Source organism: Paraburkholderia bengalensis (genome assembly GCF_037126505.1).
GTDB classification, from domain to species: Bacteria; Pseudomonadota; Gammaproteobacteria; order Burkholderiales; family Burkholderiaceae; genus Paraburkholderia; species Paraburkholderia bengalensis.
Genome location: NZ_JACFYJ010000001.1, coordinates 310,308 through 336,237, shown reverse-complemented (window position 1 = coordinate 336,237; position 25,930 = coordinate 310,308). Strand labels below are relative to the sequence as shown.

Here is a 25,930-nt window from a genome sequence, read left to right as displayed (position 1 = left end):
AATAGGTGCCGCCCCGCACAGGGGCAACGCGAATAAACCAGAGACAAAAAGCGGATGCCACCGCAAAAAACAACGCAGCAAACCTCAGCAAACTGCAAAAAGCCCCGCGCAGCGGAAAGAAACTCACACCTCGACACAAACCTCCCGCGCCGCAGAAAGCGCGCGCCTGAACTCCACCAGTTCGGCAATCGTCAGCATCGGCATGTCGTGCTTTTGCGCGAACCGTTCGACATCGGCGCCGCGCATCATCGTGCCATCGGCGTTCATCAGCTCGCACAACACGCCTGCAGGCTTCAGACCCGCCAGCGTCACCAGATCGACGGTTCCCTCCGTGTGGCCGCGGCGCGCCAGCACGCCGCCCGGCATCGCGCGCAGCGGGTAGACATGCCCAGGACGCACGATGTCCGAAGGCTTCGCGTGATCCGCGATCGCCGCGCGAATCGTCGTCAGGCGATCGGCGGCCGAAACGCCCGTCGATACGCCCTCGCGCGCCTCGATCGACACCGTGAACGCCGTCGTGTTGCGGCTCTCGTTGTGCGCGGTCATCGGCGGGAGTTCGAGCGCGCGCACCTTGTCGTCGTTCAGGCACAGGCACACGATGCCGCTGCACTCGCGAATGAACAGCGCCATCATCTCGACGCTCATGCGCTCGGCGGACATGATCAGGTCCGCTTCGTTCTCGCGGTCGTGGTCGTCCTGCAGCACCACGGCACGGCCCGCGCGCAATGCGTCGAGGGCAGCGGCGATGCGCGGCGGAACGGGTTCGGTGGCAAGCAGCGGAAGGTCGGCGGCGGCATCGTCGGCAACGACGGGCGAAACGGGCCAGACATAAGCAGACGACGATGCAGCAGACGAAGTCACAGAAGTGCTAACAGCGGACATGTGAAACGCTCCTCGCAAGAGTGTGGGCGAAAAACGTTTCAGGGCATTGCAAACAGACAAACGCGCCCCGCCAGCCGCAAGCGGCAATCCATGCAGCGCGTGACGGCGTATCCGCCGCCCATCGCGATGCGCGGCACGCCGCCACCTTGCATGGAACGAAAGCCCGACGCCGAAGCGCCGATGTTCCGTTAGCAGGAGAGTCAGATGACTATCTGCACATCTTCTTCCATCCGGACTGTGACCGTCGGCTCTGGCTTCTCACCAGATCTGCTGACCCTGCAACAACGGCGCAGGCGCTCGCGGGCTCGCAGACTCGCGTCAGGAAGCGCGATCTGCATACCGCCGGTGGGGAATTTCGCCCCGCCCTGAAGACGTACTGATTGCCGGATCGATCCGGCTCGCAGAGCATACAGCAAGCGCGCGCGACATGCAGCGCGCCCGTACAGCGTGTTTCATGCGTCGGAATGCGCGTGCGCAAGCGGCGCATCGTGCGGCGATGCTTGCGGCACGTCCCAGCGCGGCGGCGTCTCTGCGTTCACGGTCACGCGAAACGCGCGCGCTTCCGTATCGCCGGGATTGCGCAGGCTGTGCGGCTGGTCGGCGTCGAACACGATGGAATCGCCCGTCGCTAACAGCTGACGGCGCTCGTGCACGCTGACCTCCAGCGTGCCGACGCTCACGACGAGATTCACCGTCGTCCCCGGCGCGCGGCGCGTGCCCGGTTCCGTGTGCAGCGGCGCAATGCGCAACTCGTGAAACTCCGCCGTCGACGGCTCGGCGTCCGGATGCAGCGCGCGCGTCCAGTAACGCCCATTCGATGTCACGACGCGCGCCGAACGGTCCGCCGGCAAATGCTCGAAGCCGTTCACGGCGTGCTGGCGCAGGAATGCCGCAACCGACACCTTCAGCGCCGCCGCGACCTTGCACAGCACCTTGATCGACGGCACGCTGCGCGCCGATTCGATCTGCGCGAGCATCGCGCGGGAAACGCCCGATGCGCGCGCCAGGGCGTCAAGCGATAACTGACGCTCGGCGCGCAGCCGCGCGAGATTCACGCCGACGCGCCGCTCGAGCACGTCGAATTGCGGCGAGCGCGCTTCGTCGTGCGCGTGGGCTGCGGCGTTTGCTTCGGGCGCGCGATCGCGCACAAGCGCAAGCGGTGACTGCATGATGACCTCCTGAAGCCCCGCATCGACGCGGAGCGAACACTGTTGGAGGACAGCCTAGCACCCGCTTTTTCCGCGCCCAACGAAGTTATCTTCACACTGTTATCACGATCGCAGAGGACGCTTATGCGCTAACGTGCGATGCAAGCAGCGCGCAGCAGCCGTGAGTGAAGAAGACCTGGTGCGCATCTGAAGCGTCGCGTACAAACAGAAAGCCCACGCTGCGCGGTCGCGCGAAGCATGGGCGGAACATCATCAGATACGAATCACTTGTGCGGCCGTCGACGTGACGCCGCACCCGCACCATGCATCACACCCGCTCGCGCACGTCCCGCACAACCACGGCGGCGGGCGCATCCATCCGCGCCGCGACCCATGTCACCGCCAGCGCGGCGAGCGCCACGAGCGCGGCCACGTAGGGCAGCGCATCGAGCCCATAACCGTGGCTGATCGCGAGACCGCCGAGCCACGCGCCGCCCGCATTGCCCACGTTGAACGCGCCGATATTGAGCGTCGACGCGAGATTCGGCGCCGCCTTCGCCTTCTCGACGACGCGCATCTGCAGCGGCGGCACCGTCGCGAACGCCGCGATGCCCCAGATGAACACGGTGACGGCAGCCGCGATCTGCGAGTGGCTGGTGTGCGCGAACACGGCCATCACGACGGCAAGCGCGATCAGAATGCCCATCAGCGAACGCATCAACGCACGGTCCGCGAGCTTGCCACCGATCGTGTTGCCCACTGTCAGCCCCACGCCGAACAGCACGAGGATCAGCGTGACGCCGTGCGGGCCGAAGCCGCTCACCTGTTCGAGAATCGGCGCGATGTACGTGAACACGACGAACACGCCGCCGAAGCCGAGCACCGTCATCGTCAGTGCAAGCCAGACCTGCGGCTCCTTCAGCACGCGCACTTCGTGGCCGAGACCCGTCGGACCCGCGTCGTGACGGTTGGGCACCAGCGCCGTGACGCCCGCAAACGACAGCACGCCGAACGCCGCCACGATCCAGAACGCCATGCGCCAGCCGAACTGCTGGCCGATGAACGTGCCGAACGGCACGCCGAGCACGTTGGCAAGCGTGAGGCCCGTGAACATCAGCGCGATCGCGCTGGCGCGCTTTTCCTGCGGCACGAGCGACGCGGCCACCACCGCGCCGATGCCGAAGAACGAGCCGTGCGCGAACGACGTCACGACGCGCGCGATCATCAGCAGCGAATAGTCGGAGGCAATCGCGCACAGCACGTTGCCGACGATGAACACACCCATCAGCAGCTGCAGTGCGAGTTTGCGCGGCATCTTGCTGGTGAGCACGGCGAGCAGCGGCGCGCCGACGGCCACGCCGAGCGCGTAGCCGCTGACAAGCAAACCCGCCGACGGAAGCGAGACGGCGAGATCCTTCGCCACGTCGGGCAGCAAGCCCATGATGACGAACTCGGTCGTGCCGATGGCGAATGCGCTGATCGCAAGCGCAAGCAAAGGAATGGGCATGAAAGGCTCCAGACGACGATTCAAAGGGACGCGCGCGGGACATGGCGCGCCGCCGTCACGAACTCGATGACGACGGTGTCCGCCAGCGCGACAAACAGTTGCACTTCACCCGAAAGCGGCACGACGGCGCTTTGATACGCGATGCCCGCCGCGTCGAGCCGCGCGAGCAGCGCATCCCACTGCGCGCCGTCGTCGAGACGCAACGCGATGTGGTCGATGCGCGGGCTCGCGCGGCCCACATGACCCGGCGGCGTCGCAGCGACGAGATGGATCACGGGACGGCGATCCGCCGCGCGGCCGCCGGCGTAAAGCCAGTAGCCGGCGACGCCGAACGGCGGCCGGTCGCCCTCCTCCAGTCCGACGACATCGACGAAAAATCGCCGGGCGGCGTCGAGATCCGGCGTGACGATCGTCGCGTGGTCGAGTTGCATGGTGCTGACTCCGGGTAAACGCGGAATTCGCGTTTTCAGGACGGATTCTGCGCGAGCCGCGTCCTTTTGATAATTGGCGTAGCATTTGAAGGATTTTCAAATATCGCTGAACAATGACCGACAATCTGGGTGACATCCGTCTGTTCGTCGAAGCGGCGCAGCTGGGCAGCCTGTCGGCGGCGGGCCGCAAGCTGGGCTTGACGCCCGCCGCCGCCAGCGCGCGCCTCGCGAAGCTGGAGGGCGGGCTGAAGGCAAGGCTTTTCGAGCGCACCACGCGGCAACTGCGCCTCACCGACGAAGGGCGCCTTTACCTGAGCTGCTGCCAGCAGGCGCTGCGCGCGCTCGACGACGCCGAAGCCGCGTTGCAGGAAGGCCAGAATGCCGTGCGCGGCAAGGTGCGCGTTTCCGCGACGTCGGATTTCGGCCGCAATCTGCTGATGCACTGGCTGGACGAATTCAACGCGCTCTATCCCGACGTCACGTTCGCACTGACGCTGTCGGACTCGCTGTCGAATCTGGTGCAGGAAGACATCGACCTGGCCATCCGCTTCGGCATTCCGCAGGACAGCTCGCTCGTCGCGCGCTGGCTCGCGCCGAATCCGCGCGTGCTGTGCGCGTCGCCGGAATACATCGCGCGGCGCGGCGAGCCGAAAGATCCGCTCGATCTGGCGCGCTTCGACTGCATCGTGCTCGGCACGGCGTCGGGGCCCGTCAACGAATGGCGCTTCACGCGCGGCGACGAAACCGTCACGTACACGATTCCGCTCGAATCGGCGCGCGAAACGAACGACGGCGCCGTCGCCCGCGAATGGGCGCTGCGCGGCTACGGCATCGTGATCAAGTCGATGTGGGACGTCGAAGCGGACCTGAAAAGCGACGGGCTGCGCGTACTGCTGCCCGACTGGCGTTATCCCGATGCGCCGCTGCACGCGATGTATCACCGCAACCGCTTCATGGCGCCGCGCGTGCGCGTGCTGCTGGATTTTCTCGCGGAGCGCTTTGCGACAACGACAGGCGAACTGGAAGCGCAACTCGGTCTGCCGCAGCCGCTCGGCGGCGGGCGCGGCACGCACGACGAGTCGGGCGGCCCGTCGGACGGCGCGCGAAAAGGCGCGCGGGCAAAAGCGCGCGGGAAATCCGGCCGATAGCCGCCGCCGATAGCCGCCGCCCGCACCCGGTGAGCGCCCGGCGCGCCGCCAAAGCCCCACGCCGCAAAGGGCTATAATGTTGGACTACGCTGTAAAAACGTGCCGCGGGCGCATCGGCCGCCCCGCATTGGCCCCGCTTCTCCGCGCGATGGCGCCGCACGTTTTTGTCTCTTCACCTTTTATTGACGCCCCCAGGTTAACCACTGCGACCGGCGAACACCCGATGACCAAGAAAGTTTATGTAAAGACCTTTGGCTGCCAGATGAACGAGTACGACTCCGACAAGATGGTCGACGTACTCGGCGCCGCTGAAGGCCTCGTCAAGACCGACAACCCCGAAGACGCCGACGTCATTCTGTTCAACACCTGCTCGGTGCGCGAAAAAGCGCAGGAGAAAGTCTTCTCCGATCTCGGCCGGGTGCGCGAACTGAAGGAGGCAAACCCGAATCTGCTGATCGGCGTGGGCGGCTGCGTGGCGAGCCAGGAAGGCGCGTCGATCGTTTCGCGCGCACCGTACGTAGACCTCGTGTTCGGCCCGCAAACGCTGCACCGTCTGCCGCAGATGATCGACCAGCGCCGCGCGAGCGGCCGTCCGCAGGTCGACATCACGTTTCCGGAAATCGAGAAGTTCGATCATCTGCCGCCCGCGCGCGTCGATGGCCCGAGCGCGTTCGTGTCGATCATGGAAGGCTGCAGCAAATATTGCAGCTACTGCGTCGTGCCGTACACGCGCGGCGAGGAAGTGTCGCGTCCGCTCGACGACGTGCTGACGGAAATCGCCGGTCTCGCCGATCAGGGCGTGCGCGAAGTGACGCTGCTCGGCCAGAACGTCAACGCATACCGTGGGGCGATGACGCTCGGTGCAACCGAAATCGCCGATTTCGCCACGCTGATCGAATACGTCGCGGACATTCCCGGCATCGAGCGGATTCGCTATACGACGTCGCATCCGAAGGAATTCACGCAGCGCCTGATCGACACCTACGCCAAGGTGCCGAAGCTCGTGAGCCACCTGCATCTGCCCGTCCAGCACGGCTCGGACCGCATCCTGATGGCGATGAAGCGCGGCTACACCGTGCTCGAATACAAATCGGTGATCCGCAAGCTGCGCGCGATCCGCCCGGATTTGTCGCTGTCGACGGACATGATCGTCGGCTTCCCCGGCGAGACGGAAGAAGACTTCGACAAGATGATGCAGCTCGTGCACGACATGAGCTACGACACGAGCTTCTCGTTCATCTACAGCCCGCGTCCCGGCACGCCCGCCGCGAACCTGCACGACGACACGCCGCGCGAAGTGAAGTTGCGCCGCTTGCAGCATCTGCAGGCGACCATCGAGGAAAACGTGCAGCGCATCAGCAACGCGATGGTCGGCAAGGTCGAGCGCATTCTGGTCGAGCGCCCGGCGCGCAAGGACCCGAACGAACTCGCGGGCCGCACGGAGAACAACCGCGTCGTCAATTTCCCGGCGCCCGTGGAGTCGCACGCGCGGCTGATCGGCCAGATGATCGACGTGAAGATCGTGCACGCGTATCCGCACTCGCTGCGCGGCGAACTCGTGATGATTCACGATTCCGCGCCCGCCACTCATTGAGCTGCAGCACACCGACAGGACCGAATCCAAGCCTTGAAGACTACTCAGCAACATCTGGAATTCACCGCGCCGCGCGACGACAACGCGCGGCTTGCCAACCTCTGCGGGCCGCTCGACGAAAACCTGCGGCAGATCGAACAGGCGCTCGACGTCACGCTGCAACGCCGCGGTCACCGCATCAGCATTCGCGGGCGCGGCGCGAAAGTCGCGCTCAACGCGCTCGAAAATTTCTACAACAACGCGCGTGATCCGCTGTCCGTCGACGACATCCAGCTTGCGCTCGTCGAAGCGCGTCATCCGGGCAATACCGGGCGCAAGAATGGCAACGGCGGCAGCGACGGCGAGGAGCAGGACGATCCGCGTTTTCGCGGCGACCCCGATCATCCGTTCGACGAGCCGGCGCATGAAGGCGACGACGATGTCGAGGAACTCGGTCCGAAGCTGTATACGCGCCGCGCCGACCTGCGCGGCCGCACGCCGGCGCAGCGCGAGTATCTGAAGCAGATCGTCTCGCACGACGTGACGTTCGGCATTGGGCCGGCGGGCACGGGCAAGACGTATCTGGCCGTCGCGTGTGCCGTCGATTCGCTGGAACGCGATCAGGTCAAGCGTATCGTGCTGACGCGCCCGGCCGTCGAAGCGGGCGAGCGTCTCGGCTTCCTGCCCGGCGATCTCGCGCAGAAAGTCGATCCGTATCTGCGTCCGCTGTATGACGCGCTCTACGATCTGCTCGGTTTTGACAAGACGGCGAAGATGTTCGAGCGCCAGATGATCGAAATCGCGCCGCTCGCGTACATGCGCGGCCGCACGCTGAATCACGCGTTCATCATTCTCGACGAGGCGCAGAACACCACGCCCGAGCAGATGAAGATGTTTCTCACGCGGATCGGCTTCGGCTCGAAGGCCGTCGTCACGGGCGACACGACGCAGATCGACTTGCCGCGCGGCCACAAGAGCGGGTTGATCGAGGCGCAGCACGTGCTCGCGAACGTGCGCGGCATCGCGCTCACGCGCTTCACGAGCGCGGACGTGGTGCGGCATCCGCTGGTGGCGCGCATCGTCGAGGCTTATGACGCGGCGTCGAAGAAAGAAGCGGCCGCCGCGGATGCCCCCGACGCAGTGAAGTGACGCGGACATGACACGGACGAACAACAAAGCATGAGCCGCGCACCGAAACTGTCGCTGAACCTGCAATTTCCCGCCGGAAAAGCGTGGCCCGAGCACAAGGCGCTGCTGCCGAAAGCATCCGTCGCTGCGTGGATCAAGGCCGCGCTGTTCGCGGACGCCGAACTGACCGTGCGTTTCGTCGATGCCGAAGAAGGCCGCACGCTGAATCGCACGTATCGCGGCAAGGACTACGCGACCAATGTGCTGACGTTCGCTTACGCGGAATCGGAAGACGATCCCGTGACGGGCGATTTGATCCTGTGCTGCCCGGTCGTCGAAAAAGAAGCGACGGAACAAGGCAAGCCGCTCGAGGCGCATTACGCGCATCTGCTCGTCCACGGCACGCTGCACGCCCAAGGCTACGACCACGAGGACGAAGCAGAAGCCGAAGAAATGGAAGCGATCGAAACCGACGTGCTCGGCAAGCTCGGCTTCCCCGATCCGTACGAATAAGGCTCGCCCCGGCAGTATCCAGCGACAGAGCCTGAAGTCGCCGCCGACCGCAGGCTCTGACCCCATAGCCAGCCAACCGGTCGAATCAACGTGAGCCAACCTCTTTCCCCGCCGCCGTTGCCGTTGCCGCTTCCGCCTTGTCCCGGCTATCCGCCGTCGCTGGGCGAACCGCGCCTGCTGACGGACGACGAATTGCGCGCATCGCTCAGTGCGACGCTCGGCGGATGGGACGGCACGACCGACCTGTGGCTGTTCGGCTATGGTTCGCTGATCTGGAATCCCGGCCTGCCGACCGTCGAAGCGCAACGCTCGCGCGTGCACGGATATCACCGCGGACTGTACCTGTGGTCGCGCGTCAATCGCGGCACGCCCGAGCAGCCGGGACTCGTGCTCGCCCTCGATCGCGGCGGCTCGTGCAGCGGCATCGCGTTCCGGCTCGCGGCCGACGGCGCCATGCCGCATCTCGAAGCACTATGGCGGCGCGAGATGCCGATGGGCTCGTATCGTCCCGCGTGGCTGCCTTGCGTGCTGACGGACGGACGGCGCGTCGATGCACTCGCCTTCGTGATGCGGCGCGATGTGCCCACATACACGGGCAAACTTTCCGACGAAGTGGTGAAGACGGTGCTCGGCTGCGCGTCGGGACGCTATGGCACGACGTTCGACTATGTGCGCCGCACGGTCGAGGCGCTGCGGGAGAGCGGCATGCCCGATCGGGGGTTGGAGGCGCTTCTCGCGCGGTGTAGCGGGTGATTTTTTGCGCCTTTGCGGCGCGGGCTTTTTTTTCGCTGGCATCCGCGATGCGCCTTTGCGTTGGCGGGCTTTTTTGCGGGCATCCGCGAAGGCACCGCGCGGATGCCAGCGAAAAAAAAGCCCGCGCCGCAAAGGCGCAAAAAAAGGACCAACTACCCGCCACAAGCGAAAACCGGAAATGAAAAAACCGACAACCAAAACCACGCCCCCCAGCGCGCAGATATCAGTTAGGATAAAACCCATCACGTTCCGGCGAACCGCGTTTCGCCGCGAAACCCCGTGACAAGGTCCTGCCACGCACGTGGTGTATCCTTAACGCTCTGCAACAGCGCGCCCAGCGTTCCGGGCGCACCGCCATGAACGATTCGTATCCCAGTCGACGCCAGTCCAGCGACAAACCGCACGAAAAGCGCTCGCTTCTTGAGCGATTGACCGACTTCATCTCGCCTGAGCCCGATTCTCGCGGCGAACTTCTCGAAATCCTGCAGGACGCGCATGAGCGCAATCTGATCGACGCCGATTCGCTGTCGATGATCGAAGGCGTGTTCCAGGTTTCCGAGCTCTGCGCACGCGACATCATGATCCCGCGCGCGCAAATGGACGCGATCAACATCGCCGATTCCCCGCACGACTTCATTCCGTACATGCTGGAAAAAGGCCACTCCCGGTATCCGGTGTACGAGGGCAATCGCGACAACATGATCGGCGTGCTGCTCGCCAAAGACCTGCTGCGCTACTACGCCGAAGAAGAAGCCGACGTGCGCGGCATGCTGCGGCCCGCCGTGTTCATCCCCGAATCGAAACGCCTGAACGTGCTGCTGCACGACTTCCGCGTGAACCGCAATCACATCGCGATCGTCGTCGACGAATACGGCGGCGTCGCGGGCCTCATCACGATCGAGGACGTGCTGGAGCAGATCGTCGGCGATATTGAAGACGAATACGATTTCGACGAGGAAAGCGGCAACATCATCGCATCGCCGGACGGACGCTACCGCGTGCGCGCGCTGACCGAGATCGAGCAGTTCAACGAGGAATTCGGCACGCACTATTCCGACGAAGAAGTCGATACCATCGGCGGGCTCGTCACGCACCATTTCGGACGCGTGCCGCATCGCGGCGAGAAAGTGCGGATCGACGACCTGATTTTCGAAGTGCTGCGCGCCGACGCGCGCCAGATCCATATGCTGCTCGTGCGCCGCGATCCGCTCGCGGGACAGCGCGAACGCGACGCCCTGCACGTGCAGACCTGATTTTTCCCCGTTTTTTCGTCCAGCCGACCACGCAATAATGGCCGACCCGATTACCTCCCGTCTGCGCCGCGGCGTGACGTCCGACGCGGCGCGAGCCGGCGGCCGCGCGTTGCCGTGGTGGCATTACCTCGTCGCCGTCGCCGTCGGCGCGCTCAACACGCTTTCGTTCGCGCCGACGCCGCACGGCGGCTGGCTCGAACTCGCGATCTTCGTGTTCTTCTTCGCGTGGCTCACGCGCACGACGAGCTGGAAAAGTGCTGCCCTGACCGGCCTCGCATTCGGCTTCGGCAATTACGTGACGGGCGTCTGGTGGCTGTATGTGAGCATGCACTTCTACGGCGGCATGGCCGCGCCGCTGGCGGGCGCGGCGCTCGTGCTGTTCTCGCTGTATCTGGCCGTCTACCCGGGGCTCGCGGCGGGCGTCTGGTCGTTCTGCGCGGGACATTCGCGCAACGGCAAGCTCGCCGATAGCCAGCCGTTTTCGCCGACATGGCATGGCGCATTCGCTTTCGCGAGCGCGTGGGCGATCGGCGAATGGCTGCGCGGCACGGTCTTCACGGGCTTTCCGTGGCTCGCGAGCGGTTACGCGCAAGTGGACGGCCCGTTCGCCGGATTTGCGCCGATAGCCGGTGTGTACGGCGTCGGCTGGGCGATGGCGCTAACGGCCGCGCTGATCGCGCAGGCGCTGCTGCGCTCGCGCGCGGCGTCGAGCGGCACGGCTTCGAACTCTGCAACCGGTGCCAGAACAGCCGGCACGCCGCGCACCGCGCGCGTCGTTACGCCCACCGTACTGGCTGTCGCGCTGATCGCCGCGGGCCTGTTGCTGCCGTTCGTGTCGTGGACGGCGCCCGCGAACGCGTCGCTGACCGTGCGCCTGTTGCAAGGCAACGTGAAGCAGGACATGAAGTTCGAAGCATCGGGCGTGAAAGCGGCCATCGACCAATATCAGCGGATGATCACGGAAAAGCCCGCCGATCTGATCGTCACGCCCGAGACCGCGATTCCCGTGCTCGCGCAGACGATCCCCGAATCGTTCGCGCTTGCCGTGCGGCAATTCGCCGACTCGACGCATTCGTCGATTCTGTTCGGCGCGGTCGGCGGAACGATCACGCCGGATGGCCGCGTCGTCGATTACACCAACAGCCTGTTCGGCATCACGCCGAATGAGATGGGCGTGTATCGCTACGACAAGCATCACCTCGTGCCGTTCGGCGAATTCGTGCCGTGGGGCTTCCGCTGGTTCGTGAACCTGATGAACATTCCGCTCGGCGATTTCGCGCGCGGCCCGGCCGTGCAGAAGCCGTTCGTCGTGCACGACCAGCCGGTTGCCGTCGACATCTGCTACGAAGACATCTTCGGCGAGGAAATCGCGCGCACGGTGCGCGAAAGCGACCTGCCGGCGGGCGTGCTCGTCAATTCGACGAATCTGGCGTGGTTCGGCAATACGATCGCGCTCGATCAGCACCTGCAGATCGCGCGCATGCGCTCGCTCGAAACGGGCCGCCCGATGCTGCGCGCGACGAACACGGGCGCGACGGCCGCCATCGATGCGCACGGCAACGTGATCGCGCGCCTGCCTACCTTCACGGTGGGCTCGATCGACACCACGATTCAAGGCACGACGGGCAACACGCCTTATGTGACGAGCGGCAACAACACGGTGCTTGCCGTTTCGCTGCTGTTCCTCGCCTTCGGATTCGCGTTCGGGCCGGGCCGCATCCGCAAGAACGGCGGCGACCACAACGGCAACACCGACGGCAGCGCCTGACATCAGCTCAGACGGGCGGCGCAACGCAAACCCCACGACGACGCGCCCCCGCCGATCCACCAGGCCCCAGAAAGTCTCAAGCCTGCGGCAATCCGGTAAAATTCAAGGTTTCACAGCACTGGGCCGCGCAACCGGCCGGCTGCGGGGCGAACGGCCAGCCTGGCCCGCGCGCCGCGCGAGCCGCACGGCATCCGCGTCCTGCCTGAAAGGCACCCTTCAAGGCACTTCATGCTCACGTTTCAGCAAATCATCCTGACGCTGCAATCCTATTGGGACAAGCAGGGTTGCGCGCTGCTCCAGCCGATCGACATGGAAGTCGGCGCGGGCACGTCCCACGTTCATACATTCCTGCGCGCAATCGGCCCCGAGCCGTGGCGCGCCGCGTACGTGCAGCCGTCGCGCCGTCCGAAAGACGGCCGTTACGGCGAGAACCCGAACCGTCTGCAGCACTACTACCAGTACCAGGTCGTGCTGAAGCCGGCGCCGGAAAACATCCTCGACCTGTACCTCGGCTCGCTCGAAGCGCTCGGCTTCGACCTGAAGCAAAACGACGTACGCTTCGTCGAGGACGACTGGGAAAATCCGACGCTGGGCGCGTGGGGCCTCGGCTGGGAAGTGTGGTTGAACGGCATGGAAGTCACGCAGTTCACGTACTTCCAGCAGGTGGGCGGCCTCGACTGCAAGCCGGTGCTTGGCGAAATCACGTACGGTCTGGAACGCCTCGCGATGTATCTGCAAAAGGTCGAGAACGTCTACGACCTGATCTGGACCGAGTGGGAAGAACAAGGCCCGAACGGCCCGGAAATGCGCCGCCTCACGTATGGCGACGTCTATCACCAGAACGAAGTCGAGCAGTCCACGTACAACTTCGAATACGCGAACACCGATCTGCTGTTCACGTTCTTCAACAGCTACGAGAGCGAAGCGAAGCGCATGATCGAAGTGCCGCTCGCGCTGCCCGCTTATGAACTCGTGCTGAAAGCCGCGCACACGTTCAATCTGCTCGACGCGCGCGGCGCGATCTCGGTGACGGAGCGCGCGGCGTATATCGGCCGGATTCGCGCGCTGTCGCGCCTCGTCGCGCAGGCGTATTACGACTCGCGCGAAAAGCTCGGCTTCCCGATGCTCGGCAATCCCGTGCACGGCGTGCCCGGCCTCACCACCGACGAACAGGACGCCGCGATGCCCGCGTGGGCGCCGCCGCTGAAGGTCGAACGCAAGATCGACCAGGACTGACGAGACCAAGAAGACATGACGCAATCCCATCAAGCCACCCTGCTCGTCGAACTGCTGACGGAAGAACTGCCGCCGAAGGCGCTCGCGCGCCTGGGCGATGCGTTCGCCGAAGGCATCACGCAACGCCTCGCCGCACGCGACCTGATCGAAGGCGAAATGCAGTTCGAGCGTTACGCGACGCCGCGCCGCCTCGCCGTGACGATCAAGAACGTGCGCAACGTTGCGCCCGAAAAACACGTGCGCGAAAAAGTGCTGCCCGTGTCCGTCGCGCTCGATGCGAACGGTCAGCCCACGCCGCCGCTCGCCAAGAAACTGGCTGCGCTCGGCTTCCCCGATTTCTCGGTGAACGATCTCGAACGCGCGAACGACGGCAAGGCGGAAGCGTTCTTCCTGCGCTACGCGGCGCCCGGCGCGACGCTCGCCGAAGGGCTGCAGACGGCGCTCGACGAAACGCTCGCCAAGCTGCCGATTCCGAAGGTGATGACGTACCAGCGCCCGGACGGCTCGAACGTGCAGTTCGTGCGGCCCGTGCATCGTCTGACGGTGCTGCACGACCACGAAGTCGTGCCCGTCACGGCATTCGGCATTGACGCCGACGACACCACGCTCGGCCATCGCTTCCTGTCCGAAGGCTTCGTGCAGATCCAGCACGCGAATCACTACGCGGAAACGCTGATGCACAAGGGCAAGGTCGTGCCGAACTTCGCCGATCGCAAGGAAACGATCCGCACGCATCTGCTTGCGCACGCGGACGGCGATCAAGTCGTGATGCCCGAATCTCTGCTCGACGAAGTGACGTCGCTGGTCGAATGGCCCGTCGTCTACGCGTGCAAGTTCGAGGACGAATTCCTGCAAGTGCCGCAGGAATGCCTGATCCTCACGATGCAGACGAACCAGAAGTACTTCGCGCTCACCGACGCCAACGGCAAGCTGCGCTCGCGCTTCCTGATCGTGTCGAACATCGAGACGAATACGCCCGGCGAGATCGTCGAAGGCAATGAGCGCGTCGTGCGCCCGCGTCTCGCCGACGCGAAGTTCTTCTTCGAGCACGACAAGAAGAAGCCGCTCGCGGATCGCGTGCCGCAACTCGCGAACGTCGTCTATCACAACAAACTGGGTTCGGCGCTGCAACGCGTCGAGCGCGTCGAGTCGCTGGCGGGTGAAATCGCGCGCATGATCGGCGCGGACGTCGCGCTCGCGAAGCGCGGCGCGCATCTCGCCAAGGCCGACCTGCTGACAGACATGGTCGGCGAATTCCCCGAGCTGCAAGGCACGATGGGCACGTACTACGCGCGCCACGACGGCGAGCCGGAAGACGTCGCGCTGGCGTGCTCGGAGCACTATCAGCCGCGCTTTTCCGGCGACGCGTTGCCGTCCACTGCAACGGGCACGGTCGTCGCGCTCGCCGACAAGCTCGAAACGCTGGTCGGGATCTGGGGCATCGGCCTGCAGCCCACGGGTGAAAAAGATCCGTTCGCGCTGCGCCGTCACGCGCTCGGCGTGCTGCGCATTCTGGTCGAAAAGCAGTTGCCGATTGATCTGATCGAACTGCTGCGCGTCACCTACGCGCAGTTCGCGAACGTGCCGAACGTCGCCGATTCGACGCAAGCCATCTACGAATTCTGTATCGACCGACTGCGCGGCATGCTGCGCGAACGCGGCTATTCGGCGGGCGAAGTCGATGCCGTGCTCGCACTGAACCCGACGCGCTTCGACGACATCGTCGCGCGTCTGGATGCCGTGCGCGAATTCGCGGCGCTCGCGGAAGCAGCGTCGCTGGCGGCGGCGAACAAGCGCATTTCGAACATCCTGAAGAAGTCCGACGGCGCGAACACGAGCGGCGTGCAGGTCACGCTGCTGGTCGAATCGGCGGAAAAAGCGCTGCATGCGCAGCTCGAACAGGTTGCGCCGCGCGTGCAGTCGCAACTGGCCGAGCGTCAGTACACGGGCGCGTTGTCGGCCCTCGCGGCGCTGCGCGAACCCGTCGATACGTTCTTCAACGACGTGATGGTCAACGCCGAAGATCCGGCGCTGCGTGCAAACCGCCTGGCGTTGCTCGGCGCACTGCATCAGCAGATGAACTGCGTCGCGGATATTTCGCGTCTCGCCGCCTGAGTCCCGCATCATGCCGACTGCAAAAAAACTGGTGGTACTCGACCGGGACGGCGTGATCAACGTCGACTCGGAGGCGTTCATCAAATCGCCCGACGAGTGGGTCGCGCTGCCCGGCAGCCTCGAAGCGATCGCGCGGCTCAATCAGGCCGGCTATCGCGTGGCGATTGCGACGAACCAGTCGGGCATCGGCCGGGGGCTGTTCGACATGGACGCGCTCAATGCGATGCATCTGAAGATGCATCGCGCGGCGGCCGCGGTTGGCGCACGCATCGACGCCGTGTTCTTCTGCCCGCACACGGCCGACGATCACTGCGAATGCCGCAAGCCGAAACCCGGCATGCTGAAGATGATCGCAGAGCGCTTCGAGATCGAGCCGGAGGATACGCCGTGCGTCGGCGATTCGCTGCGCGATCTGCAGGCGGGCGCCGCGCTCGGTTTCATCCCGCATCTGGTGCTGACAGGCAAGGGCAAGAAGACGCTGGCAGCAGGCGGCCTGCCCGAGGGCACGCGAGTGCATGACGACTTGCGTGCGTTCGCGCTCGACTTTCTCGCCGAAGAACAAGAATGACGCCCACTTGACGCGTCCACATTGAAAAGACCACACCGATGCGCTTCATCCGCTCGCTGCTGCTGCTGATTTTTTTCGCGGTCTTCACGATTCCGTATGCGACCGCGTGCTTTTTCGCGTTTCCGTTCATGCGCGCCGACAACCGCTACTGGATGGCCGTTGGCTGGTGCCGCGTGACGCTCGCGGTCGTGCGCGTGCTCAACGGCATTCGCTACGAACTTCGCGGCATGGACAATCTGCCGAACGGTCCCGCCGTGCTACTGTCGAAGCATCAGTCCGCGTGGGAGACGCTTGCGTTTCCGCCTGCATCCCGGTTTGCGCAACGCGGTGCGCATGCGCATCGAGGGCGAGCGCGTCGCGTTGCCGGGGCCGCGCTCGCGCCGTATCTGGTCGGGTTGCTGGTGCTGCTGGGCATGCTGGGCACGCTGCTCGGCATGGTCACGACGCTCAAGGGCACGGGCGCCGCGCTGGAAAGCGCCACCGACCTGCAGGCCATCCGCGCGTCGCTTGCCGCGCCAGTCAAGGGGCTCGGGTTTGCATTCGGCACGTCGATTGCGGGCGTCGCGACCTCGGCGATGCTGGGTCTGCTGTCCGCGCTGTGCCGCCGCGAGCGGACGCGGGCGGCGCAACTGCTCGACACAAAAATCGCGACGACGCTGCGCGCCTACTCGCAAAGCGCCAAGCGCGACGAAACCTTCCGGCTGCTGCAACGCCAGGCCGACATGATGCCGACGCTGGTCGACCGCCTGCAGACGATGATGGCGGCCATTGAACAGCAGAGCTTCGCCGTGAACGAGCGGCTGGTCGCGAGCCAGCAGGCTTTTCACGCCAAGACGGAATTGACGTATTCGCGCCTCGCTTCGTCCGTGGCGCAGTCGTTGAAGGACAGCGCGGCGGAGAGCGCGCGCGCCGCGGGCACCGCGCTGCAGCCCGCGATGGAAGCGGCGATGGCCGGACACGCACGCGAAATGGCGTCGCTGCGCGAGACGGTCGCGGAGGCGGTTCAGCGCCAGCTGGACGGCCTGTCGACGGGCTTCGAAGCGACCACGGCCAATGTCGCGGAACTCTGGAACAAGGCGCTCGCGGCGCACCAGAGCGCGAGCGAAACGACCGTGCACGACTTGCGCGCCTCACTGGAGCGCTTCAACGAGAGCTTCGAGCAGCGCTCGACGGGGATGTTCGAAGGCGTATCGGCGCGTCTCGACGCAACGGCGGGCACGCTCGCGCAAACGTGGCAAGACGCGCTGTCGCAGCAGCAGCGCGCGGGCGAAGCGCTCGCCGAGCAGAACCGGCAGGCGCTGACGACAGCCGCGGCCGCGTTCGAACAGCATTCGGCGGCGCTGCTGCGCGCCGTCGACGCATCGCACGTTGGTCTGCAGGCGGAACTGGCAACGCGCGACCAGCAGCGTCTGGACGCATGGAGCGCATCGCTCGAAGGCGTCGCGGCAACGTTGAGCCGCGAATGGGAAGCGGCGGGCGCGCGCACGGCGAGCCGCCAGCAGGCAATCTGCGACACGCTGGCGCAGACGGCGCGCGATTTTTCGGAACAGACGCAGACGCACGCGAACAGCACGATCGCCGAGATTTCGCGGCTCGTGCAGGCCGCGTCGGAGGCGCCGCGCGCGGCGGCGGAAGTGGTCGCCGAATTGCGCCAGAAACTGTCCGACAGCATGGCCCGCGACAACGCGATGCTCGACGAGCGCAGCCGTCTGCTCGCCACGCTGGAAACGCTGCTCGACGCCGTGAATCACGCCTCGACGGAACAGCGCACGGCCGTCGATGCGCTCGTGTCGACGTCGGCGGGTTTGCTCGAACGCGTCGGCGCGCAGTTCGGCGACAAGGTCGAAGCGGAAACGCGCAAGCTCAACGAGATCGCCGCGCATGTCACGGGCGGCGCGGTCGAAGTGGCGAGCCTCAGCGAAGCATTCGGCGCGGCGGTGCAGCTTTTCGGCGAGTCGAACGACAAGCTGATCGCGCATCTGCAGCGCATCGAGGCGGCGCTCGACAAGTCGCTGATCCGTAGCGACGAACAGCTCGCGTACTACGTCGCGCAGGCGCGCGAAGTGATCGATCTGAGCATGCTGTCGCAGAAGCAGATTGTCGAAGACCTGCAACAGCTGGCGGGTCAGCGCGCGTCTTCGGGAGTCGATGCGGCATGAACGACGACATCGACGGCGGCGTCGAACCCGCGACGCCCATCTGGGCCGCCTTCAGCGATCTGATGTCCGTGCTGCTGGGCGCGTTCGTGCTGATCCTCGTCGGCGTGATCGGCGTGCAGCTGGAACTGTCCGCGCGGCTCGACGATGCCGTCAAGCAGCGTCAACAGGAGGCGCAGCGGCGCAAGACGCTCGAGCAGGCGCTCGCCGGGCCGCTCGCGGCCGGGCGCGTGACGCTCGTCAACGGGCGTATCGGCATCAGCGGCAACGTGCTGTTCGCGCTGAACTCCGATCAGCTGCAGCCGCAGGGCCGCGAGCTGCTGAGGAGCCTCGCTGGCCCGCTGTCGGCCTATCTGCGCTCGCACGACGAGATCCTGATGGTGAGCGGCTTTGCCGACGACCAGCAGGTGCGCGCGGGCAATCGGCGCTTTGCCGACAACTGGGAGCTGTCCGCGCAGCGCGCGTTGACGGTGACGCGCTCGTTCATCGATGCGGGGATTCCCGCTTCGTCGGTGTTCGCGGCTGCGTTCGGCTCGGAGCAGCCGGTCAGCTCGAACGCGGACAGCGAAGGGCGCGCGAAGAACCGGCGCGTCGAGATTGCGGCCGTGCCGAGACCGGCATCGTCGGGCGGCGGCAGCCGTGAATAGCATTCGCGACGGCGAGACCTGCGTCCCGCACCAGGGGTGCGAGGCACGCGCGACGCTCGACGCATGGCGCGAGCAGGGCGCCCATCGGTTCGACCCGCGGCGTTTTCATTTCATCGACGCGTTGGCGCGGCGCGCCGACCGTTACCAGGGTGAAGCGCGGCGCGTTCTCGACGAACGCCTGTCGACGTTGGTCGCCGCCTATGCCAGCGATCTCGCGGGCCATGCGCAGCCGGCGCCGGCGGCAGCCGATCAGCCAGCGCGGCCGTGCGCGCCCGCGCGCGGCCCGCTCGCCGGACTGGCCGACTACATCGCCAGTCAGGCGGCCGAGGTGGGCAAGCACGCCGTGCAAGGTGATGCTGCGCGTGCCGAGGTGAACGCGCTCGATTACTTCCGGCAAACCTGGTCCAGGGTCAGTACCGAGAAACAACTGCGGCAGTCGCTCGAACAGGTGCCGGGCAATGCCGGTCCGCTCAATTCGAGCAGCCTCGTGCACCGCTCGCTTTCGCTGATGCGCGAGGTATCGCCCGGTTATCTGCAGCAGTTCCTGTCGTACGTCGAGGCGTTGTCGTGGATGGAGCAGATCACGGGCGCCGCGACGCCGCCTGCCAGGGAAGCCCCTCGCGCCGCCGGCGCGAAGAAGGCCACGCGCGCCAGATCGCGCTAGCCGCGCACGGCGCGCTACGCCGTGTCCACCTGCTTCCTGTATTGCGACGCGAGCTTGTCCTGCTGGCTCGGCGGAACGGGGTCGTAGTGGCTCAGTTCGATGCTGTAATTGCCGTGCCCGCCCGCAATCGCATTCAGCCGCGATTGATAGTCGGCGAGTTCCGATAGCGGCACTTTCCCCGCGACGACCACCGCGCGCCCCGCCAGATTGCGCGTGCCCTGAACCTGCGCGCGCCGCGCCGACAGATCGCCGATGATGTCGCCCATGGTCGTTTCCGGCGTCATCACTTCGATGTTCACGACGGGTTCGAGCAGGATCGGCTGCGCTTTCAGGATCGCGTCGATGAAGGCCTTGCGGCCCGCCGTGACGAACGCGACTTCCTTCGAATCGACGGGATGGCTCTTGCCGTCGAACACGGTGACACGCACGTCCTGCATCGGAAACCCCGCCAGCGGTCCGCTTTCCATGGCCTGCAAAATGCCTTTCTCGACGGCGGGCATGAACTGGCCGGGAATCGCGCCGCCCTTCACGGCATCGACGAACTCATAACCGGTGCCGCGCGGCAGCGGCTCGACGCGCAGCATCACTTCGCCGAACTGACCTGCGCCGCCCGTCTGCTTCTTGTGCCGGTGATGGCCTTCCGCCTTGCCGCCGATGGTCTCGCGATACGCGATCTTCGGCGGCCGGGTGATGACGGCGAGTTTGTACTGATCGGTTAGCCGCTCCAGCATGTGCCGCAGATGCAGTTCGCCGAGTCCGCGCACGACGGTCTCGTTGGTGCCGACGGGATGTTCGATCTTCAGGCAAGGATCTTCGGCTGCGAGCTTCTGCAGGATTTCCCACAGACGTTGCTCGTTGCCGCGGCGTTCGGGCTCGATCGCGAGACCGTAGATGGGCGTCGGAAACGCGAGCGGCGCGAGATGGATGTTGCCGTCTTCGGGCGCGTCGTGCAGCACGGCATCGAACGATATTTCATCGACCTTCGCCGTCGCGCAGATATCGCCGGGGCCGGCATACGGTACTTCCACGTGGTCCTTGCCTTGCAGCAGCATCAGATGCGCCACGCGAAACGGCTGGCGCGCGTCGCCGATGTACAGCTGGCTGTCGCGCTTCACCGTGCCCTGATGGATGCGAAACACCGCCATCTTGCCGATGTACGGATCGATCACGATCTTGAACACGTGCGCGAGCACATGCTTGTCAGGATCGGGCTGCGCCTGCACGGTCTCGCGCCGGCCGTCGACGTCGCGATAAAAGAGCGGCGGGTTGCCTTCGAGCGGATTGGGCAGCAGCCGCACGAACACGTCGAGCAGTTCGCGGATGCCGGCGCCCGTCGTCGCGGACGTGAAGCACACGGGCACGAGATGCCCTTCGCGCAGCGCGCGCTCGAAGGGCGCGTGCAACTGCTCGGGCGTGATCGCTTCGCCTTGTTCGAGATACAACTCCATCAGCTTCGCATCGAGTTCGATCACCTGATCGATCAGCGCGTCGTGCGCGGACTCGACCGTCAGCAGATCCGACTCGCCCGACGGGTTGAAGAAGCAGTCGACCACGGCTTGCGCGCCTTGCGCGGGCAGATTGATAGGCAGACAGGTCTTGCCGAAGGTCGCCTGAATGTCGTCGAGCAGCGCGGGCAGATCGACCTTCTCGCCGTCGATACCGTTCACCACGATGATGCGGCACAGCTTGCGCGCTTCGGCCCACGCCATCATGCGGCGCGTGGTCATTTCGATGCCGGTGCGTGCGTTGATGACGATCGCGGCTGTTTCGACGGCGGGCAGCGCGCTGATCGAAAGGCCGGAGAAGTCGGGGTAGCCAGGTGTGTCGGCGAGATAGATGCGGGTGTTCTGATAATGCAGGTGGGCGATCGCGGAGCTTAACGAGTGATGATATTTGCGCTCCAGCGGATCGAAGTCGCAGACTGTTGAACCGCGATCAACAGTGCCCGCCGCATGGATTGCGCCGCCTTCGTGCAGCAGCGCCTCGATCAGCGAGGTCTTGCCGCAACCGGCATGGCCGACCAACGCGATGGTACGGATGGCTTCGGGTAGATAATCCATCTCCGTCCTCACTGTGCGACAGGTATTGGGCCATTATTGGTGCAAATGGCGCGCCGTACAACCTGTGCACGACGTTTCGGAATCTCGGTTATGCTGCGGCGCGGTAGAAAACGCATCGACGCGTTTCTGCTAAGGTGGCTCGATTAGCCATGAACTTCCTGGATCAAACACGTCATGACTCAACCGCTCAGAATCGATTTCGTGTCCGATGTCGCGTGCCCGTGGTGCGCTGTCGGGCTTTCGTCGCTACAGCTTGCGCTGTCGCGTCTCGGCGATGCCGTGCAGGCCGAGATCGTCATGCATCCGTTCGAACTGAATCCGCAGATGGCGCCGGAAGGCGAACCCATCGTCGAACACATCGGCAAGAAGTATGGACGTACGCCCGCACAGGTGGCGGAAGCACAAGCCATGATCCGCGAGCGCGGCGCGAGCGTCGGCTTTGCGTTCGGGCAGCGCACGCGCATCTACAACACGTTCGATGCGCATCGGCTGCTGCATTGGGCGGGTCTCGAAGGCAAGCAGTTGGCGCTGAAAGAGGCACTGCTGAAGGCCTATCACGGCGAAGGCAAAGACCCGAGCAATCACGATGTGCTCGTCGAAACGGCGCAATCGGTCGGGCTCGATGCCGCGAGAGCGCGCGCCATTCTGCAAGGCAACGAGTACGCCGACGAAGTCCGCGCGGAAGAGCGCGAGTTTCAGACGATGGGCATTCAGTCCGTACCGTCGATTATCTTCAATCAGAAGTACCTGGTGACGGGCGGGCAACCCGCCGAAGCGTTCGAGCAGGCCATCCAGCAAATCCTTGCAGAGACGCAAGGGTAATCGCCCACATGCGTGCTCCACGCTGCGCCACCTGACGCGCTCGTTCAACAGCATCCGGATGAGCGCGTATTGCGTGGCGCCTTCGTTGCAAGTCAATTGCAAGAAAAAATCTTTTTAGCGTGAGGGAATAACCATCGATCGCTGGCGTTAGCCCTTCTGTCGCACGGCTGTTTCGCGACTGCGGACCCGTCGTCGGGCCGCATCAGAAGAACATCGTCAAGCGAGGAACGGTTTTGAGTCACGACACGGTTCAACCGTGGTGGGTAAGGATCACGCACTGGATCAATGCGCTGGCCGTCGTGCTGATGGTCATGAGCGGCTGGCAGATCTACGATGCGTCGCCGATCTTTCCCGCCATTCAGTTCTCCCCTTCGATCACGCTAGGCGGCTGGCTTGGCGGCGCGCTGCAATGGCACTTCGCCGTGATGTGGCTGCTGGTCGCGAACTTCATTGTCTATCTGGCATTGAACATGGCGTCCGGGCGTTTCCGGCGCAAGCTGCTGCCCGTCAGGCCTAAAGAGCTTGCCGGCGATTTCATTGCCGCGCTGCGTGGACGCCTGACACATCACGATCTCGCGCATTACAACGCGATCCAGAAACTCGCGTATCTGGTGGTGATCGCCGACATCCTATTGATCGTGCTGTCGGGGCTCGCGGTATGGAAGTCGGTGCAGTTTCCGCTGCTGCGCACGCTGATGGGCGGATACGACAACGCGCGCGTCGTGCATTTCGTCTGCATGAGCGTGCTGGTCGGGTTCTTCGTCATCCATATCGCAATGGTCGCGCTGGTGCCGCGCTCGCTGCTGCTGATGATCCGAGGGCGCTGAATCATGACGATCCGAAAACGTACCCCTGAGGCAGGCTCTTTTCTCGCGACACACGGCGACTCCATCATTCGTGACGCGCAGCGCGAACTCAAGTCGCCTGCGCGACGGCTGTTCGGCCAACGGCTGCTGACGCTCGGCGGCATTGCGCTGTTATCCGGCTGCGATCTGACCAACGACCACGCCGTCAACACCGCGCTGCGCCGCATTTCGTTCTTCAACGACGACGTGCAGGCTTTGCTGTTCGATCCCAACAAGCTCGCGCCGACGTATCCGGAGTCGATGATCACGCGGCCTTTCCCGTTCAACGCGTTCTACGGCGTCGACGATGTGCCCGAGGTCGACGCCGCGAGCTACCGCTTGCAGTTGAGCGGCCTTGCGCAAGGCAAGCGCACCTGGACGCTCGACGAGTTGCGGGCGCTACCGCAGGAAAGCCAGATCACGCGCCACATCTGCATCGAAGGATGGAGCGCGATCGGTCATTGGGGCGGCGTGCGCTTCGCCGATTTCCTGCGCCGTTGCGGCGCGGATACGAGCGCGAAATACGTGTCGCTGCGTTGCGCGGACAACTATTGGACCAGCATCGACATGCCGACCGCGCTGCACGCGCAGACGCTGCTTACGCTGACTTACGACGGCGACGTGCTGCCGCCGAAGTACGGCTTCCCGATGAAGTTGCGCATGCCCACCAAGCTTGGCTACAAGAATCCGAAGCATATCGTCGCCATCGAAATCACGAACCAGTATCCGGGCGGCTACTGGGAGAACCAGGGCTACAACTGGTTCGGCGGTTCGTGACGCCATCACTCGTTTAGTTCCTGCATTCTCAAACCAACCCAATGGGAGCTTCTATGTCGGTCCGCATCAAACTCGGCGTCACGCTGTTGACGGCCACGCTCGCTACCGCTGCCTTCGCGCAGGCGCCCGCGACCAAGCCCACGCGCATTCGCGGCGAAATCGTATCGCTCGACGGCGACATGCTCAAAGTGCACCGGCGCAGCGGCGACACCGTGTCGATCGAAATGAAGCCGACGGTGACTCTGTCGGCCGTCAAGTCGATGCAACTGTCGGACATCAAGCCGGGCTCGTTCATCGGCACGGCCGCGACCACGGGCACGGACGGCAAGCTCACGGCGACGGAAGTGGTGGTGTTTCCGGAATCGGCGCGCGGCACGGGCGAAGGGCATTACGCGTGGGATCTCGGCCCCAACAGTTCGATGACCAACGCGAACGTCGACACGGTCGTGCAAGGCACGAGCGGGCGCGACCTGAAGCTCTCTTACAAGGGTGGCAACAATGCGGTGACGGTCCCGCCGAATGTGCCCATCGTTACGTTTACGCCGGCGGCGAATAGCGACCTGACGCCGGGCAAGAAAGTGTTCGTGGTAGCCACGCCCGCGTCACAGGGCGATTTCGTCGCGCAGCGCGTCGTCGTCGAGAAGGATGGCGTCGCGCCGCCGATGTAACGGCTGATCTGCTTCATCGCGATTCATTTGAGTGAATTTCGCCATTTATTTTCGATTTTTATTAATGGCTGCGGCGCTAACATCGCGTCGCAGCCGTAACAAAAAAGGGAAGAAATGGCGATCACGTTGCATTTACCGGCGTCGGACAGTTCCGGTAAGTCGTTAAAGATCGACGCTATCCGGTTTCTCGCGGCTTTCTGGGTGCTCATGTATCACTTCAAGCCGCCCGCATTCAAGGCGCTATTGCCTCATACGCTCGCGCCCTTGGGCAGCGCGCTCTGGTCGGGATCGACCGCGCTATTCGCGGGACCGGCCGCCGTCATTGTGTTCTTTGTCATTTCCGGCTATTGCATTCACGCCGCATATCACAAGGACGTTGCGCTTAAACCGGTCAACTATTATGCATCCCGCTTCATTCGCATTGGATTGCCTTTAGTTATTCTTTTGTGCGTCGTTCAGCCGCTGCCGATGGGGCAGAACTATCTGGAATCGGTGCTGTGGTCGCTTTACTGCGAAATGGTGTATTACGCCCTTTATCCCGTTTTGCGTGCGCGGCTTTACTACGTGGGCGAGATGATTGCCGGTTGCGCTGCAATGGCAGCCGTGATGGTCGCGTGTGTTCGTCTTGTCGGGCATCCCGTTTGTCACGGCTGTGTGTATGAGACGTATCGCGTGCCGGGCACGGCGCTGCTCTACGCGGCGGGATGGATTTCCGGTTGCCTGATCGCCGAAACCCAGCGCAATGCCGCGCGATTCCAGATTCGCGGTGCGTATTCGCCGCTCACGATGGCGATCCATCGCGCACTGCAGGCCAGCACGCATTACCTCGCGAACCATCTGATCGTGCTGAGAGCCGTGGTCGTCGCGGCGGGCGTGGCTGTGATGATTCTGCTTTCGGAATCGAGCCTCAAACCGGCGATGCTGCCGCTCGTCACGCCCGACATCACGCTGCCGATGTTCCAGTTCCTCGCGGTCATCTGGATCGCGACGGAAACCGCGACACCGACGCGATCGCGCGCCTGGACGTGGCTGGCGGGTCTGGGCGCGTGGTCCTATAGCCTGTACCTCTGCCACAAGACGGCGCTCGCGCTGCTCGAGCTGATGGCATTCGACGGGAGCGGGCGGTTTGCGTGGTTCGTCGAAGTGCCGCTCGCGCTTGCGATCAGCTATGCGTTTTATCGCGCGATCGAAAGGCCTTCGCATCTGATTTCGCAGCGGTTGCGCAAGTACGCGCCGGGCGTGCCGGGCGCGCCGGCTGCGTGAGCGGC

General features: G+C 64.6%; 22 protein-coding genes, 1 pseudogene and 1 riboswitch. Of the genes and pseudogenes, 18 read left to right on the top strand and 5 right to left on the bottom strand.

Annotation, left to right across the window (positions count from 1 at the left end; genetic code table 11):
• Window positions 1-123: 123 nt before the first annotated feature.
• The 4 genes from ribB to H3V53_RS01520 form a co-directional block, all read right to left on the bottom strand.
• Window positions 124-882, bottom strand: a complete 759-nt coding sequence (ribB, locus tag H3V53_RS01535; RefSeq protein WP_336596395.1) for a 3,4-dihydroxy-2-butanone-4-phosphate synthase — start codon at window positions 880-882, stop codon at window positions 124-126.
• A gap of 214 nt (window positions 883-1,096) precedes the next feature.
• Window positions 1,097-1,259: riboswitch (FMN riboswitch) on the bottom strand.
• A 75-nt stretch (window positions 1,260-1,334) separates the two neighbouring features.
• Window positions 1,335-2,051, bottom strand: a complete 717-nt coding sequence (locus H3V53_RS01530) for a helix-turn-helix domain-containing protein (protein ID WP_336596394.1) — start codon at window positions 2,049-2,051, stop codon at window positions 1,335-1,337.
• A 307-nt stretch (window positions 2,052-2,358) separates the two neighbouring features.
• The gene (locus H3V53_RS01525; RefSeq protein ID WP_336596393.1) at window positions 2,359-3,537 is read right to left on the bottom strand and encodes an MFS transporter; all 1,179 of its coding nucleotides are present in this window, start codon (window positions 3,535-3,537) and stop codon (window positions 2,359-2,361) included.
• 20 nt (window positions 3,538-3,557) lie between these two features.
• Window positions 3,558-3,968 carry a VOC family protein gene (locus H3V53_RS01520; protein WP_336596392.1) on the bottom strand — a complete coding sequence of 137 codons (411 nt, stop codon included), beginning with the start codon at window positions 3,966-3,968 and terminating at the stop codon, window positions 3,558-3,560.
• Window positions 3,969-4,081: 113 nt separating this feature from the next.
• Here H3V53_RS01520 and H3V53_RS01515 point away from each other — a divergent pair, with 113 nt between their 5' ends.
• The 13 genes and pseudogenes from H3V53_RS01515 to H3V53_RS01455 all read left to right on the top strand — a co-directional run bounded on the left by H3V53_RS01515 (window position 4,082) and on the right by H3V53_RS01455 (window position 19,490).
• Complete coding sequence (locus H3V53_RS01515) at window positions 4,082-5,116, top strand: LysR family transcriptional regulator (protein WP_336596391.1); 1,035 nt, start codon at window positions 4,082-4,084, stop codon at window positions 5,114-5,116.
• A 223-nt stretch (window positions 5,117-5,339) separates the two neighbouring features.
• Window positions 5,340-6,710 (top strand): tRNA (N6-isopentenyl adenosine(37)-C2)-methylthiotransferase MiaB, encoded by a 1,371-nt coding sequence (miaB, locus tag H3V53_RS01510; protein ID WP_336596390.1) that lies wholly within the window; start codon window positions 5,340-5,342, stop codon window positions 6,708-6,710.
• 33 nt (window positions 6,711-6,743) lie between these two features.
• Window positions 6,744-7,838, top strand: a complete 1,095-nt coding sequence (locus H3V53_RS01505) for a PhoH family protein (protein ID WP_336596389.1) — start codon at window positions 6,744-6,746, stop codon at window positions 7,836-7,838.
• A gap of 30 nt (window positions 7,839-7,868) precedes the next feature.
• Window positions 7,869-8,330, top strand: coding sequence for an rRNA maturation RNase YbeY (gene ybeY, locus H3V53_RS01500; RefSeq protein WP_054917243.1), 462 nt, complete (start codon window positions 7,869-7,871; stop codon window positions 8,328-8,330).
• Between the two features lie 90 nt (window positions 8,331-8,420).
• On the top strand, window positions 8,421-9,083 hold the full coding sequence (locus H3V53_RS01495) for a gamma-glutamylcyclotransferase (RefSeq protein ID WP_336596388.1): 663 nt from the start codon (window positions 8,421-8,423) through the stop codon (window positions 9,081-9,083).
• A gap of 356 nt (window positions 9,084-9,439) precedes the next feature.
• Entirely contained in the window at window positions 9,440-10,336 is an 897-nt protein-coding gene (locus tag H3V53_RS01490) for an HlyC/CorC family transporter (RefSeq protein WP_336596387.1), read from the top strand.
• 37 nt (window positions 10,337-10,373) lie between these two features.
• Window positions 10,374-12,104 carry an apolipoprotein N-acyltransferase gene (gene lnt / locus H3V53_RS01485; protein WP_336596386.1) on the top strand — a complete coding sequence of 577 codons (1,731 nt, stop codon included), beginning with the start codon at window positions 10,374-10,376 and terminating at the stop codon, window positions 12,102-12,104.
• A gap of 228 nt (window positions 12,105-12,332) precedes the next feature.
• Window positions 12,333-13,340 (top strand): glycine--tRNA ligase subunit alpha, encoded by a 1,008-nt coding sequence (gene glyQ, locus H3V53_RS01480; RefSeq protein ID WP_082426521.1) that lies wholly within the window; start codon window positions 12,333-12,335, stop codon window positions 13,338-13,340.
• Window positions 13,341-13,355: 15 nt separating this feature from the next.
• On the top strand, window positions 13,356-15,455 hold the full coding sequence (gene glyS, locus H3V53_RS01475) for a glycine--tRNA ligase subunit beta (protein ID WP_336596385.1): 2,100 nt from the start codon (window positions 13,356-13,358) through the stop codon (window positions 15,453-15,455).
• Between the two features lie 10 nt (window positions 15,456-15,465).
• A complete protein-coding gene (gene gmhB, locus H3V53_RS01470; RefSeq protein ID WP_054917252.1) occupies window positions 15,466-16,023 on the top strand; it encodes a D-glycero-beta-D-manno-heptose 1,7-bisphosphate 7-phosphatase in 558 nt (185 codons plus the stop codon).
• 300 nt (window positions 16,024-16,323) lie between these two features.
• Window positions 16,324-18,182, top strand: a pseudogene (locus H3V53_RS01465) (DUF802 domain-containing protein); the annotation flags it as partial.
• Window positions 18,179-18,826 carry an OmpA family protein gene (locus H3V53_RS01460; protein ID WP_054923108.1) on the top strand — a complete coding sequence of 216 codons (648 nt, stop codon included), beginning with the start codon at window positions 18,179-18,181 and terminating at the stop codon, window positions 18,824-18,826. The pseudogene H3V53_RS01465 and the gene H3V53_RS01460, both read left to right, overlap by 4 nt.
• Window position 18,827: 1 nt before the next feature.
• Window positions 18,828-19,490 (top strand): DUF2894 domain-containing protein, encoded by a 663-nt coding sequence (locus H3V53_RS01455; protein WP_419539392.1) that lies wholly within the window; start codon window positions 18,828-18,830, stop codon window positions 19,488-19,490.
• A 14-nt stretch (window positions 19,491-19,504) separates the two neighbouring features.
• Here H3V53_RS01455 and fusA read toward each other — a convergent pair whose 3' ends face one another.
• On the bottom strand, window positions 19,505-21,550 hold the full coding sequence (fusA, locus tag H3V53_RS01450; RefSeq protein WP_336596383.1) for an elongation factor G: 2,046 nt from the start codon (window positions 21,548-21,550) through the stop codon (window positions 19,505-19,507).
• Between the two features lie 174 nt (window positions 21,551-21,724).
• On the opposite strand from fusA, the gene H3V53_RS01445 reads away from it, so the two are divergent.
• The 5 genes from H3V53_RS01445 to H3V53_RS01425 all read left to right on the top strand — a co-directional run bounded on the left by H3V53_RS01445 (window position 21,725) and on the right by H3V53_RS01425 (window position 25,925).
• The gene (locus H3V53_RS01445) at window positions 21,725-22,372 is read left to right on the top strand and encodes a DsbA family oxidoreductase (protein WP_336596382.1); all 648 of its coding nucleotides are present in this window, start codon (window positions 21,725-21,727) and stop codon (window positions 22,370-22,372) included.
• Window positions 22,373-22,605: 233 nt separating this feature from the next.
• Window positions 22,606-23,199, top strand: coding sequence for a cytochrome b/b6 domain-containing protein (locus H3V53_RS01440; protein WP_336596381.1), 594 nt, complete (start codon window positions 22,606-22,608; stop codon window positions 23,197-23,199).
• A 3-nt stretch (window positions 23,200-23,202) separates the two neighbouring features.
• Window positions 23,203-23,994, top strand: a complete 792-nt coding sequence (locus tag H3V53_RS01435; RefSeq protein WP_336596380.1) for a molybdopterin-dependent oxidoreductase — start codon at window positions 23,203-23,205, stop codon at window positions 23,992-23,994.
• Between the two features lie 53 nt (window positions 23,995-24,047).
• Window positions 24,048-24,662 (top strand): hypothetical protein, encoded by a 615-nt coding sequence (locus tag H3V53_RS01430; protein ID WP_336596379.1) that lies wholly within the window; start codon window positions 24,048-24,050, stop codon window positions 24,660-24,662.
• Window positions 24,663-24,776: 114 nt separating this feature from the next.
• Complete coding sequence (locus tag H3V53_RS01425) at window positions 24,777-25,925, top strand: acyltransferase family protein (protein WP_336596378.1); 1,149 nt, start codon at window positions 24,777-24,779, stop codon at window positions 25,923-25,925.
• Window positions 25,926-25,930 lie beyond the last annotated feature (5 nt).